Below are 24,327 nucleotides of genomic sequence, written 5' to 3'. Positions count from 1 at the left end.
GGTGACGAGCTTGTCGGCGTCGATTCGGAAATGGTTGTAGACCACTCTGCCATCGGGATCGATCAGGATGAACCAGGGTGTGCCGCCGTTGCGGTAGCGGCGCATCAGCTCCGAACCCGCGCCGTCCTGTTCGTCACCGGCGTCGTGCCCGAAGGGAATGCCCAGCGCGTAGCGGGAGTGATTGGCCAGCATGCGCTCCCAGGTGTTCGAACCGAAGTCCTCGAACACGGTCTGGACTGCGGCGAACCCGACGAAGTCGCTCCCCCGAAACGCGTCGACCACCCGGGCAAGCGCCGGAAAGCCGGTCGCATGGCACCCCGGGCAGGCGTCCTGAAAACAGAAGATGAGCTTGAACCGGCCGGGCATGCGGTCCAGGTCGAAGTGTTCCAGCGCCTGGCCCGACGCGTCCACCCACCGGGTCACACCCAGGGGAGCGGCCGCTTCGCCAAGGACACCGGGTTCCTGTTTCGTTGTGGTCATGCGAAGTCTCCTTTCAGAAATCGTTGGGTACCCCAATCAGGTGCCGCAGAAGGTGCGGTGGGCTGCGGCCACTTCGGGCGAGGCCGGCAGCGTGAATGGCCGCGCGGACTCCACCGTCTCGTACGGCCGCCCCAGCACCGCCAGCAGGCGCTCGAACGGACCGAGGTCGGCCTCGTCCACGGCACTCGACAGCGCCGCCTCCACCTGGTGATTGCGCGGGATCACGAAGGGATTGACCGACCACGCCGTTGCGGCGCAGTCCTGCAAGGTCCTTCCCTCCCGGGCCATGCGCTGGCGCCAGCGCGCCAGCCAGTCCGAGAGCGCCGGGCGCTCCCGTCCGAACAGGTCGTGCAGTGCGGCATCCGGCCCCGTGATGGCGTCGGACAGGAGGCGGAACGCCAGCGTGAAGTCCACCTTTTCCCGCTGCAGCAGCTGCAGGAAGTCGTCCGCCAGGGCGCGGTCGTCCGGCTCTTCAGCGGCCAAGCCCAGCTTGGCGCGCAGCTGCCCGGTCCAATGCCGGTCAAAGCGCACGGCAAACCCGGCCACCACCTGTTCCACCCGTTCCACGACGTCGATATCGCGGGCGTCCAGAACCGGCAGCAACGCTTCGGCCAGACGGGCCAGGTTCCATTGCGCCATGGCCGGCTGCTGGCCGTAGGCATATCGCCCCTGACGGTCGATCGAGCTGAACACCGTGGCCGGATCGAAACCCTCCATGAACGCACACGGACCATAGTCGATGGTCTCGCCCGAAATGCTCATGTTGTCGGTGTTCATCACCCCGTGGATGAAGCCCACGCCCATCCAGCGTGCAATCAGCTGCGCCTGCCGCTCACAGACGGCCTCCAGCATCGGAATGGGCTTGTCGGAAAGCTTGGCGAGGGCGGGGTCATGCCGCGCCACGGCATAGTCGAGCAGCCGCCGAAGCATCACCTCCTCCTCCCGCGCCGCGAAGAACTCAAAAGTGCCCACCCGCAAGTGGCTGGCCGCCACGCGCACCAAGATCGCCCCGGGGGGCGAGCCCTCGCGGTTCACCCGCTCACCGGTCCGGATCACCGCCAGCGCACGCGTCGTGGGAATGCCCAACGCGTGCATGGCCTCGCCCATGAGGTACTCGCGCAGCGCCGGGCCCAGTGCCGCCTTGCCATCGCCACGGCGCGAAAACGGCGTACGGCCCGACCCCTTGAGGGCCAGGTCCCGACGCTGTCCTGCCGTGTCGATGAGTTCCCCGAGCAGCAAGGCGCGGCCATCCCCCAAGTGTGGCGAGAACTGGCCGAACTGGTGTCCCGCGTAGGCCTGCGCCAGCGGCGCCGCCTCAGCCGGCATTTCCACGCCGGACAGCCACGCCAGACCGGTCGCAGACTTCAGCGTCGCCGGCTCCAGCCCCAGCTCCAGCGCCAGGGCGTCGTTGAACTGCACCCAGGCCGGGGCCGGGGACGGCTCGGGCTTCCAAGGCACATAGAACCCCTGCATGTCCCGGAAGAAGCTGTTGTCAAACGGCAGCCGAAACGCCGGGCCCGTCCCCGGCGTCTTCGGCTCCGACACGGCCTTTGGTGTGGACGCACGCATGACTTCAGGCCGCCTTGAGACCATCGTTCGAAGCGCCGAACGCCCCGATCAGCTGCCGCTCGTCGAGCTCGAAGTCGCTGTAGAGCACCTCGTCCAGCGGATCGATCACCAAAAACCACGGCGTGCCGCGCGTCCCGTAGTCCGCCATGAGCGACGACGCGCGTCCGATCGCAGGGTCGTGTCCGAACGGAATGTTCAAGCCGTAGCGCAACTGCGTCTCGCGCAGGCGCTCGAAGGTGTTGGACTCGGCGCCCTCGAACACGGTCTGCACCGCGGCAAACGCGAAGCCGCGATCGCCCAACGCCTTGATCAGCTTCTGCAGGGTCGGAAAGCCATGGCTGTGGCAGCCCGGACACCAGTGCTGGAAGCAGAAGATCACTTTGAACCCGTCGCCCAGATCGGACAGCTTCAGCGGTGCCATGCTGCGCCCTTCGCCGTCGATCCACCACGGCACCCGCAGCTCGGGCGCCTGTTGAATGCACCGGGATTGCATCACCATCTCCTCAGGAAAAAAACAGACACACCGGGTCGGCCCGCCCACTGGCGCGCCGACCCCCACCGTTCTTGAGCGTTGGCCGTCAGCCGATCTCGCGTCGCGGCAGCTTCCAGCCCGCACGGGGGTAGTGGCAGGTGTAGCCGTTGGGGTGCTTGACCAGGTAGTCCTGATGCTCGGGCTCGGCCTCCCAGAACGGCCCCGCGGGCGCGAGCTCGGTGACCACCTTGCCCGGCCACAAACCCGAGGCATTCACATCGGCAATGGTCTGCTGCGCCGTGGCCAGCTGCTCGTCCGAGGTGTAGAAAATGGCCGACCGGTAGGAACTGCCGCGGTCATTGCCCTGGCGCCCCGGGGTGCTCGGATCGTGGATCTGGAAGAAGAACTCCAGCAGGTCGCGAAAGCTCGTCTGCGTGGGGTCGAACTCCACCTCCAACGCCTCGGCGTGGGTGCCGTGGTTGCGGTAGGTGGCGTTGGGCACATCGCCGCCGCTGTAGCCCACACGGGTGCGCAACACGCCAGGCAGCTTGCGCACCAGGTCCTGCATGCCCCAGAAACAACCGCCGGCCAGGACTGCTTTTTCGCTCGGGTTCATCGTGATCTCCTTCAAAGTTCTGCCTCAAGGCATTGAACCTGAAGTCGGGTCCGCATGCAAGTCTGCCATCAGGTCATCAACGCTGGCGAAACGCTTGCCTTTCCCAGCCTCAAGTTCGGCAATGGCCTTGCGCGTGGTGGCGTTAGGGGCTTTCACATCGAAGGGCATCCGGCGCTCATCAGCAATGCGCAGCATCAGCAAGCGGATGGCGTCAGAGATGGACAACCCCATTGCTTCGAGCGCATCAGCGGCACGCTCCTTGGTGCTGGTGTCGATGCGAGCGCGGACATAGGTATCGGCGGTGCTCATGGTCATTTCCCTTGAAGGTTTCAGAGGCTCTATTGTAGTCGCAATGTGACTACAGCTTAAGGGCAATGCCGGTTTGCTTACCGTGCTTTGTTGTCCGTTTTCTGAGACGACCCCAACTTCATCGACAAGAAGGCGAGGTGCGATCACTGCGTTCGGTCAAAGAGCAGTTGGCCGTCGCCGAGGTGAAAAACCAGCAGTTGTCGGATCAGTTGGCGCAAGCCAACGGGCGAGTGGCCGATCTGGACAAGGAAAATCAAGCGAACGTCAGCAAGCTACGGGAGGCTGCGGAAACGGAGCAGCGGCTGGAATCCGAACTGATGGCGGCAAAATCCGTTGTCGTCAGCCACGAGAAAATCTTTGAAAGGCTCGCGGCATTGCAGGCACCACAGGCAAAGAGCGTCAACGCAAAGAAGAATAGTGTTGACAGTCAAAATTCGCTTTTTAATTCAGAAGAGTAGGCCGATTTTCGGGGAATTTTTCATGAATCCCGGCCAACCCTCAAGCTGGTTCCGATGCGTGTCGACGAAATGCCGGCGGCGCTGGCGCGCGGCGATATCGAGGCGTTTGCCGCCTGGGAGCCCGCGCCGTCCATCGCGCTTGCCAACAGCGATATCAATCGCATCGTCTTCCGGGGGTCGAGTACCGACTATTTCGTGATTTCCCGGGAGGTCGTCAAGCGCTCGCCGCAGGCCGTCAATGCCCTGGTCGCGGGCTACGTCCGGGCCATCGAATGGTTGCGGGCTTCCCGGCGGAATCAGGAAAAGGCGGCGCAGTGGGTAAAGGACGATGCCGAGGAGTTTTCGGGGAAGAAGAGCGATATCTCCCTTGAGCAGATCGCCGGCATCACCCGGCGGGAACTGTTGAGCATTCCGTCGGCGCCGCGCATCATCGTCAATCCGCGCGCCCAGCCGCCGTTGAAGGGGGCCTTCGATTTCCTGAAGGGCCTGGGCAAGTTGCCGGCCGATGCCAGCTGGGCCAATGTCGAATCGGCAATGAACAACGATATCCTCCCCAATATTCTGGCCGATACCCGCCTGTCCGAAACGGGACGTTTCGATTATCCGGAGTGACGGGCGAGTTCCGATGAAACAATCCTTCTCGGTACGCATCACGCGATATTTCGGTGCGCTGTTCGTCGTGGCGATGGGCAGCATCCTGATGCTGTGGTACTTCGGGCTGCCGTTGCTCGGCATGAACGGCGCCAGTACGCAGCGCCTGATCGAGGCCAACCGCCTGCTGGAGATTTCGGCGGACCATGCGCAGCGGAATTTCAGCAGCAAGCTCACCGAGCGCCGCGGGGACATGGTGGTGCTGTCGGAGAATTCCGGCCTGGCCCAGCAGTTCGTGCAGGGCTCGCCGAATCTTCACGCCAATCTCGGTCGGCTGTTCGACCGTCTGCAGCGGGCCTATCCGGACCGCTACGTCGAGCTCTATGCGATTGATCCGGTCAGCTTGAAGATCATCGGTTCCGGTTCCGGAAAGGGGCTGGGCGAAGCCTTCTTCGATCCCGAACTGGCCCGCTCGGTCAGCCAGGTGGGCATCAGCGAACTGATCGACCAAGTGGCGTGGAACGGCGGCAGCCACCTGATCATCATGCGGCAGGTTCGTGACATGCACGGCGACGGGCGGCCCAATGGGCGTCCGGCAGGCATTCTGGCCGCCATTCTCGATGCGACCTATTTCACCTCGGGCAGCGGAGAGGCGGTCTCGACCCTGCAAGGCAGCGAAACCATCATGCTCGACGGCCATGGGCAGCTGATCGCCCAGGCCCGGAAACACGCCGGTCTGGGCGAGGCGCTTTCCCGCGTGGCGCCCGGTTTCGAGGGCAGCCTGACCCTCACCGATGCGAACGGAAACGACTATCTGGCGGCCTTCAGGTTTCTGCCGCTCAGCGGAACCCAGGGCAACACGCTGGTGGTGGTGCAGAGCAAGGCGCAGGCCCTGGAGAGTTTGAAGGGCGGGGCGATCAATCTGGGCATGGCCGGCTTGTTGCTGAGTCTCGGGGCGCTGCTGCTGGTGCGGGTGGTGGCGCAGCGCATGGCGGCACCCATCGCCCAGCTCGCCACCGACGCCCATCGCTTCGGGGGCGGGGAACTGGCTGTGCGCACGAAGCTTGATGCCGGCGACAGCGCCGAAATCCACCAGCTGTCGTCGGCATTCAACCAGATGGCGGAAGCGATTCAGCGCTCCCACAGCCAGCTTGAAGACAGAATCCGCGAACGTACCCAGGCGCTGCAGCACGAGCGCGATAACGCCCAGCGTTATCTGGATGTGGTCGATGTGCTGATCGTCGCCCTCGACGTCAATGGGCGGATCGCGATGATCAACCGCAAGGGGGCGCAGATGCTGGGCCTGCCGGCGGCGGACCTGATCGGCATGGACTGGTTCGAGCGCTTCCTGGCGAGCGATCAACGGGCGGCGCTGCGCCTGGTCTTCGCCCAGCTGATATCCGGCCAGGGGCCCTCGCTCGAGCAATACGAAAACCGGATTGTCGATAGCCGGGGCCGGGAGATCCTGGTCGCCTGGCGCAGCGTCCTGCTGCACGGTGAATCGGGGGAGGTCGTCGGTGCGCTGTCGTCGGGGGAGGACATCACGGCGCGCCGGGCGGCGGAGGAGGGCTTGCGGGAGAGCGAGCAGCATTTCCGCACCCTTGCCAACAGCGGTTCGGCCCTGATCTGGACGTCGACGCCCGACAAGCTGTGCGATTACTTCAACGACCCGTGGTTGCGCTTCACCGGCCGAACGTTCGAGCAGGAGCTCGGCCATGGCTGGACGGCGGGGATACACTCCGAGGACTACCAGCGCTGCGTGGATGTCCATGTCGCGCATTTCGACCAGCGATCGCCGTTCACCATGGAGTACCGCTTGCGTCATGCCGATGGCGGGTATCGCTGGCTGGCCGACCTGGGAAGCCCGCGCTTCAACAGCCGGGGGGATTTCATCGGCTTTATCGGCTTCTGCTACGACGTCACCGAGCAAAAGGCGGCCGGCGAGGAACTGGAGCGCCACCGGCATCATCTGCAGCGCCTGGTCGAGGAGCGGACGGCCGAACTGGTTCGCGCCAAGGAGGCGGCCGAATCGGCCAGCCGCGCCAAGAGCACCTTCCTCACCAACATGAGCCACGAACTGCGCACGCCGCTCAACGGCATCATGGGCATGATCACGCTGGCCAGGTCGCACATGGTCGATCACGTCGGCAAGGAGCAGCTGGACAAGGCGAAGGTGGCCGCCGACCATCTGCTGCGGGTGATCGGCGATATCCTCGATATTTCGAAGATCGAGGCCGAGCGCATGACCCTGGAGCGGGTCGATTTCAAGCTGATGCCGGTGTTCGAGAACCTGATCAGCCTGATCGGCCACAAGGCGAGGGTGAAAGGCTTGGAGATGCTGACCCATCTGCCGGGCGAGTTGGCCGATCAGGTCTTGCTGGGCGATCCACTGAGGTTGGGGCAGGTGCTGATCAATCTGTCCGGCAATGCGGTCAAATTCACCGAGCATGGCTCGATCGCCATCAGCGTCGCCATCCGCGACAACACGCCCGGCGACATGCTGCTGCACTTCGCCGTCCGGGACACCGGGATCGGTATCTCGGAGGCGGACATGGGGCGGCTGTTCTCGGCGTTCGAGCAGGCCGACAGCTCGATGACGCGGCTCTATGGCGGCACCGGGCTGGGGCTCGCGATCAGCCAGCATCTGGTCAACCTGATGGGCGGCCGGATCGAGGTTGAGAGTACGCGCGGCGAAGGCAGCGTATTCCAGTTCTCGGTCCGTTTCCCCAAGGGCAGCCGGATGCCGGAGAAAGGGTATAGCGACGAGGCCTCGGCCATGGATCGTCTGCGCGGCGGCTATTCGGGCGCCTCCGTGCTGCTGGTCGAGGATGAGCCGATCAACCAGGAAGTTGCCCGGATCCTGCTCGAAGAAGCGGGAATGCATGTGGAAATCGCCGAAGACGGCCTGCAGGCCGTGGACTTGGCCGGAAAACGGTCTTACGCGGCGATCCTGATGGACATGCAGATGCCGAACATGAGCGGGGTGGAGGCGGCGATGGCGATTCGCGAGCGGGGCGGCAGGGTGCCCATTATTGCCATGACCGCCAATGCCTTTGCCGAAGACCGGGCGCAATGCCTGGAGGCGGGCATGAACGATTTCCTGACCAAGCCCGTCGATCCGGAGCACTTCTACGAAGTCCTGCTGAAGTGGATGGTGGCCGGCCCGGCGGCCTGAGCCCGGGCGGCCTGGTCAGGCGGGCGCCATGGCGGCCGGCAACCAGCATTGCCAATGACCGCAGGCGCAGCGTGCACGGCGCTCCGAACCATCCCAGGGGCCGCCCTGGCAGAGTCCGGTACTGGTTTCCGATTCGATGAGGACGATGCCGGGTGTCTGGCCGGCGCGGCGCGGGCCGCTCCAGCGTTGGCAACTGGCGCAGCGCTTGCGCTCGACGGCGTGGGCTAGCAGGTCTTTGCCGTCTTGCATGAGGCAATCGCCTGGGCGGCCGGCGCAACCTGGCCGCCAGCCCCGATCCAGCCCTTGATGCCGTGCTTCACGTTGTAGACGGTGGCGTAGCCGGCCTGCTGCGACAGGAGCTGGCTCACCGGCTTGGTGCGGTTGCCGCTGCGGCAGATGACGATCACCGGTTCGTTCGGCCTGGCGATGGGCTTGACCTTCTCCAGCCAGGCTGCGGCGTCGTAGCGCCCCTTTTCGTCGAAGAAGGTGAGCAGCTTGCTGCCGGCCAGGATGCCGGTTTCCTCCCATTCGCTCTGCAGGCGAATGTCGATGACCGGAACGCCGCTGCTGCTCAGTTTTTCGAGCTGGGCGTTGTCGATGTCGATCACCTCGGCACGGGCAATCGCGCCGAAGGCGAGCAGGCAGGCAAGAATCAACTGGCGCATGGCAATAGCCTTTGTATCAGGAAACGCTGATTGTACCGGGTTCCATCCTAATTCCATTGAGTCGTTTTTGGCTGCCGGGTTCCCGCCTCGTGGGATAATCCGCCCTTTTTCCGGGGCTGGCATGGCGCGCTCTGCAACTATTTTCAAGGCCGAACTCCAGTTGGCCGACCTCGATCGCTCGCATTTCGGCGATTACTCCCTGACCATCGCCCGGCATCCGTCGGAAACCGACGAGCGGATGATGGTCCGTCTGCTGGCCTTTGCGCTGAATGCCTCGGAGACGCTGGTGTTCGGACGCGGCCTGTCGACCGAGGACGAGGCCGACCTGTGGGACCTCGATGCCACTGGCGCCATCGAGCGCTGGATCGACGTCGGGCTGCCCGATGAAAAGGACATCCGCCGCGCCTGCAACCGTTCGCGCCACGTCGTCGTGCTCAGCTATGGCGGCCGCGCTGCCGAAATCTGGTGGCAGCAGGCGTCGGGCAAGGTTTCCGGCCAGAAGAACCTGCGCGTGCTGGCGCTGTCGGTCGAGGAGGGGCAGGCGCTGGCCGCTCTGGCCCAGCGCAGCATGCGCCTGCAATGCACCGTTCAGGACGGCATCGTCTGGCTGGGCGGGGATGAAGGGCATGTCGAACTGAAGCCGAAAGTGCTGCAGGCGCCCGAGTCGGCCTAGGGCATCGGGGGCCTTGCCCCGCCGCTCTGTGCGGCGGGGATCGATGGCCGCAAGGTCAGTCGCGTTCGCTTTCCTGCCGGAATTTCTCGTTCAGTTCCTGCAGGACCGAGGCTTCGCCGCGGACCCGGAAAAAGGCACCGTCGCCATCGGCCCGCTCCTCCAGCACCTCGCACTGCGAATAGATCTGCCCGCGCCACTGCTGCGCCGACCACGGCAGGAAGAGTTCCGCCTCGACCAGGTCCTGCTGGAAGAAGGCGACGATGGCGGCCCGCAGGCTGGCCACCTCGTCCGGGCGCCGGGCGCTCATCACGATGCAGCCGGGGTACTTGTCGCGCAAGGCGGCGGCGCATTCGGCCTGCGCCGCCTCGTCGCCGACATGGTCGATCTTGTTGAAGACGCGCAGGCGCGGCACATCGTCGGCGCCGATCTCGGCGAGGACGGTGTTGGTCACTTCCAGCTGGCGTTCGAAACCGGGATCGCTGGCATCGACGACGTGCAGCAGCAGCGCCGCGTCCAGCGCCTCGTCGAGGGTCGATTTGAACGAGGCGACCAGGCCGTGCGGCAGGTTCTTGATGAATCCCACCGTGTCGCTGACCAGCACGCGCGGCACGCTTTCAGGATGCAGGGCGCGCACCGTGGTGTCGAGCGTGGCGAACAGCTTGTTGGCGACCAGCACCTCGCTGCCGGTCAGGGCGCGCATCAGCGTCGATTTGCCGGCGTTGGTGTAGCCGACCAGCGCCACCCCGGCCAGGCCCTGGCGTTCCTGGCGCCTGGCCCGTTGGGTTTTGCGCTCGACTTCCATGGCGGCGATTTCAAGCTGCAGCTCGGCGATCCGGTCGCGAATCTTGCGGCGGTCCATTTCCGTGTGCGATTCGCCGGCGCCGCGACCGCCGACCCCGCTGCGTTGCCGGCCTTGCGGCCCGGCCAGCTTGGCCATTTCGCGCAGGCGCGGCGCCATGTAGCCGAGACGGGCAATCTCCACCTGGGCCTTGGCGGCCCGCGAACGGGCATTGCGATGGAAGATCTCGAGGATGACCATGGTCCGGTCCATCACCTCGCAACCGGTTTCCAGTTCGAGGTTGCGGGCCTGCGAGGGCGAAATCTCATGGTCGACCAGAACGGCCTCGATCGGCCCCAGGTGCGGCGTGGGCGGGTAGGAATCGTCCGCCACCGCGGCTTCTCCGCGCACGAAGTGGTGTATTTCCTGGCGCTTGCCGATGCCGAGGTAACCGGTGGTGTCGAAGCTGCCGCGTTTTTGCGTGAAGGTGTGGATGACCTTGTAGCCAAGCGTCTTGGCCAGTTCGCGCAGCTCGGCAATTGACGCCTCGAACTCGGTGTCGCTGACGTGGGGCAACTGTACGGCCGCCACAACGGCGTAGGTGGGTTTTTCCTGGACTTCTTTTTGCATGCGGGAATGGCTTTGCCGAAAAAGGTAAGGGCGGAGTGTAACCGCCAATACCCGGCTTTCCGCATTTGTTGGCGCCGGGCGCCGTCAGGCGCGCAAGCTCAGCGCCGGATCACCTGCCAGACCAGCTCGAAACCGGCCGATACCAGGTCGATGACGTCGACCAGCCCGGTTTCCGTCTCGGCTTGCTGTCTTCGCTGGCGCGATGCGGCCCGTTCGCGCATCACGATGGCGTCGCCCAGGGCTTCGACATCGCGCGTCGTGCGCCGGGTTTCGGCATGCTGGAGGCGAGCCAGCGCCTTTTCGACGGCATCGGCATCGAGGATGGCAATCGGGGCGCGGCAATGCCCGCACGCGTGATCCTTGCGGATATCGACCGGGGCGCCGCAGCCGGTGCAGCGCACGATCCCCACCTTGACCGACAGTTCGCTCACTTCGGCCGGCGATAACTGCCGGACAAAGCCCTTCTCGATCATGAACTGCGCGAAGGTCGTGAAGCGCCCATGTTTTTGCAGGCAGCGATGGTAGTTGAAGCGACCGCCATGCTTGGCGACATCCAGCCCGTGCAGCAGCTTGTCGTCGCAGCGCGGGCAGTTCAGGGGCGCGCGCAGCGGCAGGCGTTGATCGTCGCGGTGCTGATGGATCAGCTTGAACAGCTCGACGATGCCGCCCGGCGTCAGCTGCACGCTCTCGAATTCGTCGAACCAGATGCCCTGGCAGGGAAAGCACAGGTCGATCGTCACCTCGCCATGGTGCATCCGCTCGAAGCGGTGCTTGGTCATGGTCTGGCGGCAGGAGGGGCAGGGTAGCGGTTTCATGGTGACGACGAAACGAGGTGGCATTCGGGATCAACGGCGAGACTATAGCGCAAGCATGTGGCCGGTTTGTCGTCATGAAAAATGGATGGGATGGTAAGGATCATCATCCGTTAATATTCCGGTTTGTCCCACCCCTGCGGAAGCGCCATGAAAATCGCCGATCCCGACCGAAATGACCTGGTCAACGAAATCAGACTGATGCTCGGCGAACTGCCGTTCGACGGAGCGAGGGTTCTCGAACTGGGCTGCGGTCGGGCCGAAAAGACCCGCTTGCTGGCGGAAACCGGCCGACCGGCCGAGATCGTGGCGCTGGAGGTCGATAAGATCCAGCATGCACGCAACCTGGAAATCGCCGACCTGCCTACGGTGAGCTTTCGTCACGGCGGCGCCGAGGCCATTCCGGCCGACGACAATAGCGTCGATATCGTGCTGATGTTCAAATCCCTGCACCATGTGCCGATGGCGCAGATGGACCGGGCGCTGCGCGAAATCGCCCGTGTTCTCAAGCCGGGCGGGCTGGCCTGGATTTCCGAGCCGGTCTACGCCGGCGATCTGAACGAAGTGTTCAAGCTCTTCCACGACGAGAAAGTCGTGCGCGAGGCAGCCTTTGCCGCGCAGTGCCGGGCCGTCGACAGCGGCAGCCTGTTGCTGGAGCGCGAGATGTTCTTCGATACCCGCAGTTTTTTCGAGGATTTCGCGCAGTTCGACAGCCGGATGATCCGCGTCACCCACACCAATCACCAGCTGTCGCCCGAGCTTTACCGGCAGGTGCGCGAGAAGTTCGAGTCCTGCATGACAGCCGGGGGCGCCACCTTCCTGAATCCCCAGCGGGTCGACCTGCTGCGCAAGCCGACCTGAACGCGCTCAGCCGCAGGAGGCCTGGCGAATGGTGCCAAGGTTGAGCTTGACGCCTTTCTTCATCTTGCCGATGACGTGCATCTCGCAGGCCTTGCAGTCGAACTTGAGGACGAGCTTTTCGCTGCCGTTCATCAGCGTCATCGGGTCCGGCTTCAGGTGCTTCACTTCCTTGGGGCACAGGTTGAAGCTGTAGCGCAGGCAGTGGCGGGTGATCATCAGCGAGACCATGCCTTTCTCGTTGCCGGCCTCGTAGGCCTCCTCGATCAGCTTGACCCCGTGTTTTTCGTAGAACTGCCGGGCCTTGGCATTGAAGACGTTGCCCAGGTAGGTCAGCTCCTCCTGCGGGTAGGGCACCGGGTTGGCTGCCGGAGCCGCGCGCGGCGGTCGCGGGTGGCTGGCGATGCGGGCGGCTTCGAGTCTTTCGGTCGCTTCGCGGCGCAGCGCGTTGACCGCGCCGACCGGTAGGAACCAGGCCTGCGTCAGGTTCAGCTCGGCCGGCTCGGCGCGGAACATCGTGTTGCCGAACTTGCCGAGGTTTTCCCGCAGCTTGGCCAGGGCCTGTTCCGGGTTCTGGGCCAGTTCGCTGCCGATTTCCGCGCTGCGCGGCAGCGTTGCGCTGGCCGTCACGCCGTCCTCGTCGGTCAGCGTCAGCACGAAGGCCGTGTCGGTTTCCGAGAGCACCGGCTTGAGCGAAATCCGGCGATCGGCCGAATCCTTTTCCAGCGCCCGCTCGAATGCCTGGTCGCGGTTGCGGAACAGGGTCGCGCCGACCGTCAGTTCTTCCGGCATCTCGGCCGGGAAGAGCTTGTCGCCCTCGGCGCGGTTGATGCGCATGCCCATCACGTCGCCGTTGGCGTCGTGGAAGCAGACGCCGTCGCCATTGTGGAAAGCCTGCTCGCTATTGACCACGATCCAGCCGTCGCCGATTTCGACCACTTCGCCGATCAACTCGCCGACGAAGGCGGGGGTATCGAAGGCGCCGATATCGTCCTGGCGGCCGCCGGCAAAGTAGTCGGTATAGCCGCGGTTGAAGGTCTTGTCCGGCTGCGGCTCGAACGTGAAGGTGCTGCGGCCGCTCGAGGCGCGGGTGTATTGCGGGTTGGCGGCAATGATCCCGTCGAGCAGCTGGCGGTAGTGCGCCGTGATGTTCTTGACGTAGGAGAGGTCCTTGAGCCGTCCCTCGATCTTGAACGAACTGACGCCGGCTTCGACGAGGGAGAGCAGGTTCTCGGTCTGGTTGTTGTCCTTCATCGACAGCAGGTGCTGGTCCTCGGTGATCACCTTGCCCTTCTCATCGACCAGCGTGTAGGGCAGGCGGCAGGCTTGGGAGCACTCGCCGCGGTTGGCGCTGCGCCCGGTGTGCGCATGGCTGATGAAGCACTGTCCGGAATAGGCGACACAGAGTGCGCCGTGAACAAAATATTCCAATTGAACAGTGGTTTGCGATGCAATGCTAACAATTTCCTTTAATGTGCATTCGCGGGCCAGGACGATCTGCGAGAAGCTCGCATCCTCGAGGAATTTCGCTTTCTCGGGGTTGCGGATATCCGTCTGCGTGCTGGCGTGCAACTGGATGGGGGGCAGGTCCATCTCCAGCAGGCCCATGTCCTGGATGATCAGCGCGTCGGCGCCGGCTTCGTAGAGCTGCCAGGCCAGTTGCCGGCTGTCCTCGAGTTCCGAGTCGTGCAGGATGGTGTTCAGCGCGACGAAAACCTTGGCGCGGTAACGGTGGGCAAAATCGCACAGGCGTTTGATTTCGGCGACATCGTTGCCGGCGCCGTAGCGGGCGCCGAAAGACGGGCCGCCAATATAGACGGCATCGGCGCCGTGCTTGATGGCCTCGATGCCGAAATCGGCATTCTTGGCCGGGGCGAGGAGTTCGAGCGGGTGTTGAATTCGGGTCATGGCGCCTTAGTACGTAAAACGCGGCGCAAGTTCTTCGATATTGAACTCGCGCAGGATGGCTTCGGCCCGTTCGCGGGCATTCTTTCTCGGATGATTGCGCTTCGAGGCGATGATCAGCTCGTTTTTCATCGAGTGTTCCCAGCCGACCAGTTCAGTCACCGTCACGTCGTAACCGTGCGACTCGAGCAGCAGGCAGCGCAGCACGTTGGTCAGGTGGCTGCCCAGTTCGCGGGTATGGATGGGGTGTCGCCAAAGTTCGGACAGCGAGGTCTTGCCCAGCGAATCGTTCTTTCTGGCGCGCATCGCGGCGGCTACTTCGGCCTGGCAGCAAGGGACGAGGACGATATGGCGGGCATTGCGCGTCAGGGCGAAACGGATGGCATCGTCGGTGGCGGTGTTGCAGGCGTGTAGCGCGGTGACGACATCGACGGTGGCCGGCAGCTCGGTCGACGACAGCGAATCCTCGACCGTGCACGCCATGAAGCGCATGCGCGGAAAGCCCAGCCGGGCGGCCAGTTCGCGCGATTTTTCGACCAGTTCGGCACGGGTTTCGATGCCGACGATCTCGCCGCTGGCACGCTCCTTGAAATAGAGGTCATACAGGATGAACCCGAGATAGGATTTTCCGGCGCCATGATCGACCAAGGTTTCCGCATTTTCGAGCAGCGGCTCGATGAACTGATAGAGGTGATACACCTGTTTCAGCTTGCGGCGCGTGTCCTGGTTGAGCTTGCCGTCGCGCGTCAGGATGTGCAATTCCTTCAGCAAATCAAGGGATTGGCCGGCGCGGATTTCCGGAATGTCGGCGGGGGTGTTCTGCTTTTTCATAGGCGTGATTATCGCATTTCGAAAGCACTAACTTTTGTGTCAACCGAATCGAAATTGCGTCGTTATTAGGCTCATGGTGATCAAACACCGCATACCTACGGAGATAGTCAAATGGGCAGTCTGAGCAACGAATCCTTCGAACAATTCCTGGATTCCCTGAAGAAAGCCGGTATCACGATTTCCAACGAAGCCGAACTGCGCGAGCGGCTGGCCGAAGCACAACGCTGGCGTTTCGCCTTCCAGACCCTGGCTGCCAACGGCAAGACCATCGGTATCTGCTTCGAAGATCATTCCGAAGGCCGCAACGATGCTGAAATCGACCGTGCTTTCAACGAGTTCCAGTTTTCCGAAAAGACCAAGGCTGTGTTTTCCGCCAGCTTGAAGCACTGACAAAATAACGTTACATTCCACACACGGTTTGCGTGCCTCGCGATGGCGGGGCACAAAAAAGGACGGGCGCCGAAATGGCGCCCGTTTTGCATTCTGGTATTTCGTTTTTTGGGTTGACAGTAACGCCAACGGTCAACCGGAGATTCCGGCAAAAATCGAAATGCCGGTAAAAAAATGGCCTAACTTGCTCGCAAGCTATCTCTAGTTTGATGGCTAGTTGCTATGCTGCTCTCAGTGTCTATTCTTGTCCCCCCGTGAAGCGCTTCGATTCTCCTCCTCCGCTTGATTTATGGCCATTTATTGACCGATTCTGGGGCTGCGAAAGTGAGCAGGCCGAGGTTTGGCCGACATTATTGCCAGGAACGGGCGCCGAAATATATTTGCATTATCACCAACCTTTTCCCGGCGTTGGCTTGGGTACACACCTGGCCTGTTTTCGATCGGAAAGCTCGTCTCTGGGCCAGGCTGGTGCAGTCGGTTTTGTGGCAATTCGCTTTCGCACCGGGATGCTAGCCCGCTTCACCGATCATCCGTTGGCCTCGCTCAATGATCAGGTTCTGGATTTGGAGGCGTTGTGGAGTGGGGCTGGTCGGGTTCTGTATTCACGTTTTCTGGAAGCGGCAACAATCGCCGAACGGCTGGCACTGTTGCACGGCTTTCTGCGTCGCCAATTGCGCTCCGGCGATCATTTGGTGGAGATTGCGGCTGATGCGATCTACCAACGGGGGAGTGTATTGCAGATGGCTGAGTTGGCTACCCAAAGTGGCTTGGGGTTGAGGCAACTGGAACGCCGCTTTCAAGCGGTATTGGGCGTTTCACCTGCACGCCTGCGCGGCTTGGTTCGCTTTCAGAAAACTTGCCGGCAACTCTTTTTAGATCCCGATGCAACGATACTGGACACGGCCTTGGCTCACGACTACTACGATCATGCGCATTTTTGCCGCAACTTCCGACAATTAAGTGGGCGGTCGCCGCAGGCCTATTTTTCCGAGGCCCGGGGGCTGACGCATTTTTACAATACGCCGCGCAAGCTCTGCGGCACAGTGGCTCCTCAATCAATTTAGCTGAGAGAGGAGTTACACATGATGCTGTTGGTCGAACTGCAAGCGCGTCCGGAGTGCTGCGAGGAATTGATGGCGCTGCTTGAAGCGCTGACAGAGATCGCTGCTACCGAAGCAGGGGTCTTGGTCTATGCGGTTAACCGCAGTCAGGATACGCCCACGCATTTTGTATTGTATGAGTTGTATCGCAGTCGTGCCGAATGGGAGGCGCATCTGCAACTCACGGGCGTGAAGCAGGCCTTAGCGCGTTTCCCAGAACTGTTAACCGAAGAGCCAAAGCTATTATTCGGCGAGGGTTTGCAGAGGGTAGCCAAGTCTACTTGAAGCAGTCTGGCTATACGGAGTGGGGCGTTTAGCAGTGCCGGAAGCAAAAACATGAGTTTTCAATACGCTCAAACAACAATCGCGGCTTAAGCCGCGATTGTTGTTGCCCTGCTGATCAGCGTGTGATCGGCTTGTAGCGAATCCGCTTCGGCTTGGCGCCTTCCTCGCCCAGGCGTTTGCGCTTGTCTTCTTCGTATTCCTGGTAGTTGCCCGGGAAGAAGGTCCATTGCGAATCACCCTCGGCGGCCAGGATGTGCGTGCAGATGCGGTCGAGGAACCAGCGGTCGTGCGAGATGACCAGCGCGCAGCCCGGGAACTCGAGCAGGGCGTCTTCCAGCGCGCGCAGGGTTTCGACGTCGAGGTCGTTGGACGGTTCGTCGAGGAGCAGCACGTTGCCGCCGGCCATCAGCGTCTTGGCCAGGTGCAGGCGGCCGCGTTCGCCGCCGGACAGGTTGCCGACCAGCTTGCCCTGATCGGCGCCCTTGAAGTTGAAGCGGCCGATATAGGCGCGCGACGGCATTTCGAACTTGCCGATTTGCAGGATGTCGCTGCCCTGGGCCAGTTCGTCGAACACGGTTTTCGAGCCGTCCAGGCAGTCGCGCGACTGGTCGACGTAGGCCATCTTGACGGTCTGGCCGATCTTGACGGCGCCGGAGTCGGGCTGCTGCTGGCCGGTGATCATCTTGAACAGGGTCGATTTACCGGCGCCGTTCGGGCCGATGATGCCGACGATGGCCCCCGGCGGGATGCTGAAGCTCAGGTTGTCCATCAGCAGCTTGTCGCCGAAGGACTTGGTGACGCCGTCGAATTCGATGACCTGGTCGCCCAGGCGCTCGCCGACCGGAATGAAGATTTCCTGCGTTTCGTTGCGCTTCTGGTATTCGTGGCTGGACATTTCCTCGAAGCGGGACAGACGGGCCTTGGACTTGGCCTGGCGCGCCTTCGGGTTCGAACGCACCCACTCCAGTTCCTGCTTCATCGCCTTCATGTGGGCGTCGATCTGCTTGTTTTCCGTTTCCAGGCGGGCTTCCTTCTGCTCCAGCCAGGACGAGTAGTTGCCCTTCCAGGGGATGCCGTGGCCGCGGTCGAGTTCGAGAATCCATTCGGCGGCGTTGTCGAGGAAGTAGCGGTCGTGGGTGACGGCGACGACGGTGCCGGGGAAGCGGACGAGGAATTGTTCCAGCCATTCGACCGATTCGGCGTCGAGGTGGTTGGTCGGTTCGTCGAGCAGCAGCATGTCGGGCTTTTCGAGCAACAGCTTGGCCAGCGCGACGCGGCGCTTCTCGCCGCCGGACAGGTTGCCAATGACGGCATCCCAAGGCGGCAGGCGCAGCGCGTCGGCAGCGATTTCCATCTGGTGTTCGGTATCGGAGCCGGCGGTGGCGATGATTGCCTCGAGGCGGGCCTGTTCCTCGGCCAGCTTGTCGAAGTCGGCTTCCGGGTCGGCGTAGGCGGCATAGACCTCGTCCAGCTTGGCCTGTGCCTGCATCACTTCGCCGAGGGCGGATTCGACTTCTTCCTTGACCGTCTTGGCCGGGTCGAGCTGCGGTTCCTGCGGCAGGTAGCCGATGGAAACGCCGGCCAGGTGCTGCACCTCGCCGTCGTATTCCTTGTCCACGCCGGCCATGATGCGGAGCACGGTGGACTTGCCGGCGCCGTTCAGGCCGAGCAGGCCGATCTTGGCACCGGGGAAGAAGGACAGGGAAATGTCCTTGATGATCTGACGCTTGGGCGGGACGATCTTGCTGACCCGCAGCATGGACATGACGTATTGAGCCATTTGCGCTTGCCTGAAAGGAAAATAATCAAAAGGCGAAGTCTACGAGGCTTCAGCGCAAATAACCAGCCTTCGTTCACCGAAGGCCGGTCAGGCAGCGGGGGGCGGGTGGCTTAGTAGTGGACGTTGCCCAGCGTGCGGTGGAGCAGCACGGCCGGCGCATCGACGCGCGGGCAGGTGCGCAGGCCGCCGATCTGCTGGAAGCCCATGGTCCGGCGATAGTAGCCGGCGTGACGCGGATTGACTTCGATGACCAGCTCGGTGCCGCCAAAAACGGCGCGCACGTACTGGTAAATGGCCATGAACAGCGCGTCGAGCAGTTCGGGGTCGTGGCAGTCGAGGTCGACCGCCAGGCGGGTAACTTCGCAGACCACCCGCGACTGGCCGCGCAGGCGGGCCATTTCGTCCTTGTAGAGGCCGTCGGCGAGCAGGCCGGCGGCCGAGTCGCGCGAGGCGGTTGCGGTGGCGACCAGTTCGCCGGCGAGCCAGGCACCGATGGTGACATGGTTGGGGTCGGCCGGCTGCAGGCGGTTGGGCACCAGCCGGTAGCCGCGCCAGGCGTACATGCGGCGGACCAGGCTGCTGCAGGCGCGGAGCTGGGTATAGGTGACGGCAGGTGCGACGATCATTTCCGGTACGTCGACCGGAGTCGTCGCATCGGAAGACGGGCCATGCTCTTCCGTCAGCAGCTGGGTGTCCAGGAGGCGGGGGAGCAAGGTGTGGAAGGGTGATGCATCGTGCATGGCGGGCATTCTATGGGGTGCCTATAAAGTAATCAACCGGCGACTGCGCTGAGCGGCAGGACAGGTTCGTCGCGCTGGTAGCGCTGGGCAGGTTTTTCGGGGGAAAGGGAATTGATGTCGCCGCACAGTTCGCCGCCTTCGTCGATGACCAGCTTGCCGTAACGGATCTTGCCGCTGACCTTGCCGGTGGCGTGGATGATCAGTTGCGAGCGTGCCGTCAGTTCGCCTTCGAAGCAGCCGTGGATTTCGGCCACGTCGATGCTGACCTTGCCGGAGAAGGCGCCCTTGTCGGCGATGCGGATGACGCGGCTGTCCATGGTGGCTTCGACGCGGCCTTCGACGACCAGCGTGTCGCAGTCGAGGATTTCGGCACCCTTGAGCTTGACGTCGGGGCCGACGATGAGACGGGCGGCGACCGGGGTTTCGGTTTCGGAGGTGGTCATTTTTTCTTCCGTGGAGGCGGCGGGAGCCTCGGTGACGACCTTGGGTTCGGGTACGGCACCGGCGAGACCGTTGCCCGATCCGAGAACGCTACGGACGTCCTTGCGGGTGATGCTGTCGTTGCGGGTGGTGATGGTCGGTTTGCTGAACATGGAAACTCCCGTGATGAGGTTTTTGACAAAAATTCGTCCCATCCCCCATTGCGATATCCGTGCCATGTCGATCAATTTCAAATAAAACAGTTAATTAGCGTATTTAATTAAACCAGATTCAAGAAACAAATGGCGTGGGTGTCGTCAAATGGCGACAGGTTTTTTTGGCCTTTCCCGGAAAGTCGTCTAGGCTTGAAAAATGTCCTGTCGTTAAAATGCGACACGCGTTTAGTCTTTTGATTCGTATGGGAAATTTTTTACTGCTCCAGGGCTTTGTCGAGATCGGGCACGCGCTGCCGGCCGCTAAACTGGGTGGGAGTCTTCAAATCAGCACACAAATGAATCGCATTTCCTTCCGCCAGGGCATGTTGCTCGGCTTCACGCTGATCGTCCTGCTGCTGGGCGGGGTGGCGATACAGAGCTGGCTGGTCGTCGAAAGACTGGTCGACCAGAGCCGGCACAGCAGCGATCAGGCCCTGCAGCTGACCGCTGCCATCCAGGAACTGGGGGAACGCACGGTCGATATCGAACGCAGCGCCCGCCAGTATCTCGTGCTCGACAATCCGGTATTTCGCCAGCGCTTCGACGAACACCTGGCGCAGTCGCTGGCGGTCGTCGATCGGCTCGACGGCATGGCAGCCGAACCGCTGCCGCCCTTGCTCGGCGGCTGGCGCATGGTGGCCGAGGCGCTGCGCAGCGGGCTGGAGCAGAACATCCCGCAAGGCGAGATCATTCCCCTGCTGTCGCGCATGGCCGAGTTGAACGGGCTGCTCAAGCAGGCGGGGCAGCGCTGGGTCGAGGAGCAGAACCGCCGGACGCTGGACGAGCTGGATGCGGCGCGCCTCAAGCTGGGCGGGCGCATTGGGCTGGCCCTGCTCGGGGCGCTGCTGGTGGCCCTGGCCATGGGCTGGTGGCTGGTCCGCCCGGTGCGCCATCTTGAGCAGGCCATCGTGCGCCTCGGCGCCAGCCGGTTCGATGCGCCGATCACCGTCGGCGGCCCGGCCGACTTGCGCCAGCTCGGCAAGCGCCTCGACTGGCTGCGCCAGCGTCTCGCCGAACTGGAGGCCGACCGTGAACGCGCCTTGCGCCACGTGTCGCATGAACTCAAGACGCCGCTCACCGCATTGAAGGAAGGGGTTTCGCTGCTGCGCGAGGAGGTGCCCGGTCCGCTCGACGAAGCACAGCGCGAGGTGGTCGATATCCTGCAGCATAACGTGCGGGGGCTGCAGGAGCAGATCGAAAGCCTGCTTACCCTGAATGCCGCGGCCTTCGACGCGCGTCGCCTGCAGTTGGCTCCGGTCAAGCCCCGAAAACTGCTGGCCGGCGTCGTTCAGCGCCGGGAGCTGCACAGCCAGGCGCGCCAGCTCGTGGTTGTCCTCGAGGCGCCCGAGCAGACGGTGACGCTGGATGCCGAGAAAATGGCCGTCGTGCTCGACAACCTGCTGTCCAATGCTATCGACTTCAGCCCGGACAACGGCGAGATCCGCCTCGTCGTCACGCGCGCCGACGGCCTGTGCCGCTTCGAGTGCATCGACCAGGGGCCGGGCATTGCCGAAGAGGACCGCCAGCGGATCTTCGATCCCTTCGTCCAGGGCCAGCGCGTGGCGCCGGCGCCGCGCCAGGGCAGCGGGGTCGGGCTGTCCATCGTGCGCGAGCTGGTGCGCGCCATGGGGGGCAGGGTTTATCTGGTGCCGCAGGAGAGCGGTGCCCATTTTTGCGTGGAAATTCCCGATGAGCAGTAAAACCGAATTGATGCGTCGCGGGCTGTGTGGCCTGTCGTTCGTCGCCCTGTTGGCCGGCTGCACGACCTTGTCGACCAACGCCAGGAAACCGGTCCGCAGCGACGAAACCACGCCGGAAGCGGCGCTCGCCTATTACCACGGCCTTGCCAGGATGACGCCGGCCGAACTGGGGCGCGAGCGCTCCATACTCGTCGCCGTGCCGCAAACGCCGTATACCCAGCTCCGCATGGCCATGCTGCTCGGCCATCCTCGTGTGCAGCAGGATCTCGCCAGGGGGCTGACGCTGCTCGACAGCGTGCTCAAATCCAGCGACCCGGCGGCCGCTCCGTTCCAGCCGCTGGCCCGGCAGGTAGCCGACAATTATCTCGAACGCCTGAAGCTGGAAAGCCAGCTCGAACGGCAGGGGCAGCAATTGAAGGACAGCCAGCGCAAGGCCGGCGAACTGCAGGACAAGCTCGACAGCCTGGCCGACATCGAGCGCACGCTGACGCCCCGGCCGCGTTCCGGCAAGCCGGAAGGGAGCCGGCGATGAGGCAGGCGTTGCGAGGCGAGGGCGCCCATGTGCTGGTTGTCGATGACGACGAGGATATCCTCCGTTTGCTCACCATGCGCCTGAAGGCGCGCGGCTTCCGGGTGACGGCGGTCGGTTCGGCCGAACAGGCGTTGGCGCGGGTGGCTGTCGATTCCCCGCGTGTCGTGGTCAGCGATGTCCGCCTGCCGGGACAGGATGGCCTGGCGCTGTTCGAGGAAATCCGCCGCACGCGGCCGACCCTGCCGGTGATCCTGCTCACCGCGCACGGCAATATTCCCGATGCGGTCGATGCCACCTCGCGCGGCGTTTTCGGCTACCTGACCAAGCCTTTCGACAGCCAGATTCTGCTCGAAAAGATCGACCGCGCCCTGCAGCTTTCGGAGCCGACCCTGCCGGCCGGCGAAGAAGCACTGGCGGCCGGCGAGGGCGGCGATGCCTGGATGGAGGGCGTCATCTTCCGCAGCAGCCGCATGGCCGCCCTGATGGCCGATGCGCGCATGGTTGCCGCTTCCGACGCCAGCGTGCTGATTCGCGGCGAAAGCGGTTCCGGCAAGGAGGTGCTGGCCCGCGCCATCCACCGGGCCAGTCCGCGTGCCAAGGGGCCGTTCGTTGCCATCAACTGCGGTGCCATTCCCGAGCAACTGCTGGAGTCCGAACTCTTCGGCCACGCCAAGGGCGCCTTCACCGGCGCCGCCACCAGCCGCGTCGGCCTGTTCCAGACGGCCAACGGCGGCACGCTCTTTCTCGACGAAATCGGCGACATGCCGCTCGCCCTCCAGGTCAAGCTGCTGCGCGTGCTGCAGGAACGCGTGGTGCGTCCGGTCGGCACGACCAAGGCCGAGCCGGTCGATGTCCGTCTGCTGTCGGCGACGCACCGTGATCTCGATGCCGCCATGGCGCAGGGGCTGTTCCGCGAAGACCTCTATTACCGTCTCGATGTCGTGTCGCTGACCTTGCCGAGGCTGGACGAGCGGCGCGAGGATATCCCGCTGCTCGCCGCCCATTTCGCCGGCCTGCTCGCCGTCAAGTACGGCAAGCCGATCAACGGCTTCGCGCCGGACGCCCTGGAGGCGCTGGCGACCGCTTCCTGGCCCGGCAACGTCCGGCAGCTGTTCAACGTCGTCGAACAAAGCTGCGCGCTGACCTCGACGCCGCTGATCCCCGCCGCGCTGGTCCAGCGCGCGCTGCGCGTGCCGGCCATGGATGCCTTGACCTACGCCGACGCCAAGCAGCGTTTCGAGCGCAACTACCTGGTCCAGCTGCTCAAGCTGACCGACGGCAACGTTGCCGACGCCGCCCGCATTGCCGAGCGCAACCGGACCGAGTTCTACCGCCTGTTGCAAAAGCACGACCTGACCCCGGCCATGTTCCGGAGCGAAGGCGAGTCGCAACCGGAGCGCTGATTTCGCCGCGGCGCCCAGCTCCGGCGAGGGCGCCGCGCATCGACGTGTCGCCGGCGCACGACGCCAGGCGCCGTTCGTTGCCGCTGAATATTCATGTACCCATTGAATCGATTGGAAAATTTGCCGCTGGCACGAAGATCGCAATAGGGCTGGGCACATACGACAAGAAGGGAATCAATATGCTCAAATCCAATGTCTTCGCTGCCGCGCTGGTCGCTGCCGCCACCTTTGCCGGGCTCGGCTTGTCCTCCGCCGCCACCGACGACCCGCAGGTGCTGGCCGCCGTGGTGGCCAACAACGAAGCGCAGGACTCGGCGCTGGGCGACCGGGTCGAAACCCTGCTGCGCACCGATATCGGCCTTGCCGGTTCGAAAATACGGGTTTCCGCCAAGTCGGCGGTGATCACCGTGGCCGGAACGGTACCCGACGAACATGCCCTGCGCCGGGCGCTCGACCTGGCCAGCGGCGTGCGGGGCGTGCGCGAGGTGCGCAACGCCATGGAGGTCGACGTCCCAAAATGAGGGGCGAGGGCGGTGTGGGGTGGCTGATCGCGTTGCTCAGGCGGTTTCCAGCGTTATCAGCGGCGCGCCCTCATCGACCGTATCGCCCTCTGTAACGTGGATCGCCACGACGCGACCGGCGTAGGGGGTGGGAATGTCCAGCGCCACCTTGCCGGTTTCCAGGGTCAGGATGTTGTCGTCGCGCTGTACTTCTTCACCCACCTTGACCAGCAATTCCAGGATGAACACGTCGCCGCTTGCGCACGAGCCGCAGCTCGACCAGCATTCGGGATACTTCGGCATTCGGACTGAAATTGTGGACATCGTCTTTTTTCCGGAAAACCCTTGCATTCTACGCCTGGCCACGTATAATGCGCCGCTCTGTCAGCGCGCCCGTAGCTCAGTTGGATAGAGTATCTGGCTACGAACCAGAGGGTCGG

Annotated in this window: 26 protein-coding genes; 12 read left to right on the top strand and 14 right to left on the bottom strand. The window is 63.5% G+C overall.

Going from position 1 to position 24,327, the window contains the following annotated elements:
• Positions 1–516: 516 nt before the first annotated feature.
• The 4 genes from Q0P59_RS17060 to Q0P59_RS17045 all read right to left on the bottom strand — a co-directional run bounded on the left by Q0P59_RS17060 (position 517) and on the right by Q0P59_RS17045 (position 3,446).
• Complete coding sequence (locus Q0P59_RS17060; protein ID WP_074423286.1) at positions 517–2,049, bottom strand: protein adenylyltransferase SelO; 1,533 nt, start codon at positions 2,047–2,049, stop codon at positions 517–519.
• 4 nt (positions 2,050–2,053) lie between these two features.
• A complete protein-coding gene (locus tag Q0P59_RS17055) occupies positions 2,054–2,542 on the bottom strand; it encodes a redoxin family protein (protein ID WP_034053978.1) in 489 nt (162 codons plus the stop codon).
• Positions 2,543–2,627: 85 nt separating this feature from the next.
• Positions 2,628–3,137: a peptide-methionine (S)-S-oxide reductase MsrA gene (gene msrA, locus Q0P59_RS17050; protein WP_008652077.1), complete on the bottom strand. Its 510-nt coding sequence runs from the start codon at positions 3,135–3,137 to the stop codon at positions 2,628–2,630.
• A 24-nt stretch (positions 3,138–3,161) separates the two neighbouring features.
• Positions 3,162–3,446: a type II toxin-antitoxin system RelB/DinJ family antitoxin gene (locus Q0P59_RS17045; RefSeq protein ID WP_043006371.1), complete on the bottom strand. Its 285-nt coding sequence runs from the start codon at positions 3,444–3,446 to the stop codon at positions 3,162–3,164.
• Between the two features lie 137 nt (positions 3,447–3,583).
• Here Q0P59_RS17045 and Q0P59_RS17040 point away from each other — a divergent pair, with 137 nt between their 5' ends.
• The 3 genes from Q0P59_RS17040 to Q0P59_RS17030 are packed head-to-tail and all read left to right on the top strand — an operon-like array spanning position 3,584 to position 7,670.
• Positions 3,584–3,904, top strand: a complete 321-nt coding sequence (locus tag Q0P59_RS17040) for a hypothetical protein (RefSeq protein WP_295008517.1) — start codon at positions 3,584–3,586, stop codon at positions 3,902–3,904.
• A 54-nt stretch (positions 3,905–3,958) separates the two neighbouring features.
• The gene (locus tag Q0P59_RS17035) at positions 3,959–4,516 is read left to right on the top strand and encodes an ABC transporter substrate-binding protein (RefSeq protein ID WP_295008515.1); all 558 of its coding nucleotides are present in this window, start codon (positions 3,959–3,961) and stop codon (positions 4,514–4,516) included.
• Positions 4,517–4,529: 13 nt separating this feature from the next.
• Complete coding sequence (locus Q0P59_RS17030) at positions 4,530–7,670, top strand: PAS domain S-box protein (protein WP_295008513.1); 3,141 nt, start codon at positions 4,530–4,532, stop codon at positions 7,668–7,670.
• A gap of 15 nt (positions 7,671–7,685) precedes the next feature.
• On the opposite strand, the gene Q0P59_RS17025 is transcribed toward Q0P59_RS17030, so the two are convergent.
• Both Q0P59_RS17025 and Q0P59_RS17020 read right to left on the bottom strand, forming a co-directional pair.
• Positions 7,686–7,919, bottom strand: coding sequence for a hypothetical protein (locus Q0P59_RS17025; protein WP_295008511.1), 234 nt, complete (start codon positions 7,917–7,919; stop codon positions 7,686–7,688).
• Complete coding sequence (locus Q0P59_RS17020; protein ID WP_295008510.1) at positions 7,895–8,335, bottom strand: rhodanese-like domain-containing protein; 441 nt, start codon at positions 8,333–8,335, stop codon at positions 7,895–7,897. The genes Q0P59_RS17025 and Q0P59_RS17020 overlap by 25 nt, the downstream gene beginning before the upstream one ends.
• Positions 8,336–8,456: 121 nt before the next feature.
• Between Q0P59_RS17020 and Q0P59_RS17015 the strand changes: the two genes are divergently transcribed.
• On the top strand, positions 8,457–9,008 hold the full coding sequence (locus tag Q0P59_RS17015) for a YaeQ family protein (protein WP_295008508.1): 552 nt from the start codon (positions 8,457–8,459) through the stop codon (positions 9,006–9,008).
• A gap of 55 nt (positions 9,009–9,063) precedes the next feature.
• Here Q0P59_RS17015 and hflX read toward each other — a convergent pair whose 3' ends face one another.
• A complete protein-coding gene (gene hflX, locus Q0P59_RS17010) occupies positions 9,064–10,416 on the bottom strand; it encodes a GTPase HflX (protein ID WP_295008506.1) in 1,353 nt (450 codons plus the stop codon).
• A 98-nt stretch (positions 10,417–10,514) separates the two neighbouring features.
• Complete coding sequence (locus Q0P59_RS17005; RefSeq protein ID WP_295008503.1) at positions 10,515–11,255, bottom strand: zf-TFIIB domain-containing protein; 741 nt, start codon at positions 11,253–11,255, stop codon at positions 10,515–10,517.
• A 123-nt stretch (positions 11,256–11,378) separates the two neighbouring features.
• Here Q0P59_RS17005 and Q0P59_RS17000 point away from each other — a divergent pair, with 123 nt between their 5' ends.
• Complete coding sequence (locus tag Q0P59_RS17000; RefSeq protein ID WP_295008501.1) at positions 11,379–12,089, top strand: class I SAM-dependent methyltransferase; 711 nt, start codon at positions 11,379–11,381, stop codon at positions 12,087–12,089.
• A gap of 6 nt (positions 12,090–12,095) precedes the next feature.
• Here Q0P59_RS17000 and Q0P59_RS16995 read toward each other — a convergent pair whose 3' ends face one another.
• Together Q0P59_RS16995 and Q0P59_RS16990 are read right to left on the bottom strand one after the other, a co-directional pair.
• The gene (locus tag Q0P59_RS16995; protein ID WP_295008499.1) at positions 12,096–13,994 is read right to left on the bottom strand and encodes a U32 family peptidase; all 1,899 of its coding nucleotides are present in this window, start codon (positions 13,992–13,994) and stop codon (positions 12,096–12,098) included.
• A gap of 6 nt (positions 13,995–14,000) precedes the next feature.
• Complete coding sequence (locus Q0P59_RS16990; protein WP_295008497.1) at positions 14,001–14,822, bottom strand: SAM-dependent methyltransferase; 822 nt, start codon at positions 14,820–14,822, stop codon at positions 14,001–14,003.
• Between the two features lie 111 nt (positions 14,823–14,933).
• Here Q0P59_RS16990 and Q0P59_RS16985 point away from each other — a divergent pair, with 111 nt between their 5' ends.
• The 3 genes from Q0P59_RS16985 to Q0P59_RS16975 all read left to right on the top strand — a co-directional run bounded on the left by Q0P59_RS16985 (position 14,934) and on the right by Q0P59_RS16975 (position 16,597).
• The gene (locus Q0P59_RS16985; protein WP_275710385.1) at positions 14,934–15,212 is read left to right on the top strand and encodes a hypothetical protein; all 279 of its coding nucleotides are present in this window, start codon (positions 14,934–14,936) and stop codon (positions 15,210–15,212) included.
• Between the two features lie 254 nt (positions 15,213–15,466).
• Positions 15,467–16,276 (top strand): helix-turn-helix domain-containing protein, encoded by an 810-nt coding sequence (locus Q0P59_RS16980; RefSeq protein ID WP_295008493.1) that lies wholly within the window; start codon positions 15,467–15,469, stop codon positions 16,274–16,276.
• Positions 16,277–16,294: 18 nt separating this feature from the next.
• Positions 16,295–16,597 (top strand): putative quinol monooxygenase, encoded by a 303-nt coding sequence (locus Q0P59_RS16975; protein ID WP_295008491.1) that lies wholly within the window; start codon positions 16,295–16,297, stop codon positions 16,595–16,597.
• 115 nt (positions 16,598–16,712) lie between these two features.
• Here Q0P59_RS16975 and ettA read toward each other — a convergent pair whose 3' ends face one another.
• From ettA to Q0P59_RS16960, 3 genes are all read right to left on the bottom strand, one after another.
• The gene (gene ettA, locus Q0P59_RS16970) at positions 16,713–18,377 is read right to left on the bottom strand and encodes an energy-dependent translational throttle protein EttA (RefSeq protein ID WP_295008489.1); all 1,665 of its coding nucleotides are present in this window, start codon (positions 18,375–18,377) and stop codon (positions 16,713–16,715) included.
• A 110-nt stretch (positions 18,378–18,487) separates the two neighbouring features.
• A complete protein-coding gene (locus Q0P59_RS16965) occupies positions 18,488–19,117 on the bottom strand; it encodes a hypothetical protein (protein WP_295008487.1) in 630 nt (209 codons plus the stop codon).
• Between the two features lie 32 nt (positions 19,118–19,149).
• Positions 19,150–19,710 (bottom strand): polymer-forming cytoskeletal protein, encoded by a 561-nt coding sequence (locus Q0P59_RS16960; RefSeq protein ID WP_295008485.1) that lies wholly within the window; start codon positions 19,708–19,710, stop codon positions 19,150–19,152.
• 338 nt (positions 19,711–20,048) lie between these two features.
• On the opposite strand from Q0P59_RS16960, the gene Q0P59_RS16955 reads away from it, so the two are divergent.
• The 4 genes from Q0P59_RS16955 (at position 20,049) to Q0P59_RS16940 (ending at position 23,908) form a co-directional block, all read left to right on the top strand.
• Positions 20,049–21,452, top strand: coding sequence for an ATP-binding protein (locus Q0P59_RS16955; protein ID WP_295008483.1), 1,404 nt, complete (start codon positions 20,049–20,051; stop codon positions 21,450–21,452).
• On the top strand, positions 21,442–21,984 hold the full coding sequence (locus Q0P59_RS16950; RefSeq protein WP_295008481.1) for a permease: 543 nt from the start codon (positions 21,442–21,444) through the stop codon (positions 21,982–21,984). The genes Q0P59_RS16955 and Q0P59_RS16950 overlap by 11 nt, the downstream gene beginning before the upstream one ends.
• A complete protein-coding gene (locus Q0P59_RS16945; protein WP_295008479.1) occupies positions 21,981–23,387 on the top strand; it encodes a sigma 54-interacting transcriptional regulator in 1,407 nt (468 codons plus the stop codon). Before Q0P59_RS16950 ends, Q0P59_RS16945 begins: the two co-directional genes overlap by 4 nt.
• A 179-nt stretch (positions 23,388–23,566) precedes the next feature.
• A complete protein-coding gene (locus Q0P59_RS16940) occupies positions 23,567–23,908 on the top strand; it encodes a BON domain-containing protein (RefSeq protein ID WP_295008476.1) in 342 nt (113 codons plus the stop codon).
• Between the two features lie 36 nt (positions 23,909–23,944).
• On the opposite strand, the gene Q0P59_RS16935 is transcribed toward Q0P59_RS16940, so the two are convergent.
• Positions 23,945–24,211, bottom strand: coding sequence for a biotin/lipoyl-containing protein (locus Q0P59_RS16935; RefSeq protein WP_295008474.1), 267 nt, complete (start codon positions 24,209–24,211; stop codon positions 23,945–23,947).
• Between the last annotated feature and the right edge of the window lie 116 nt (positions 24,212–24,327).

Source organism: uncultured Dechloromonas sp. (genome assembly GCF_945957265.1).
Lineage (GTDB): Bacteria > Pseudomonadota > Gammaproteobacteria > Burkholderiales > Rhodocyclaceae > Azonexus.
This window is presented reverse-complemented; position numbering and strand designations above follow the sequence as displayed.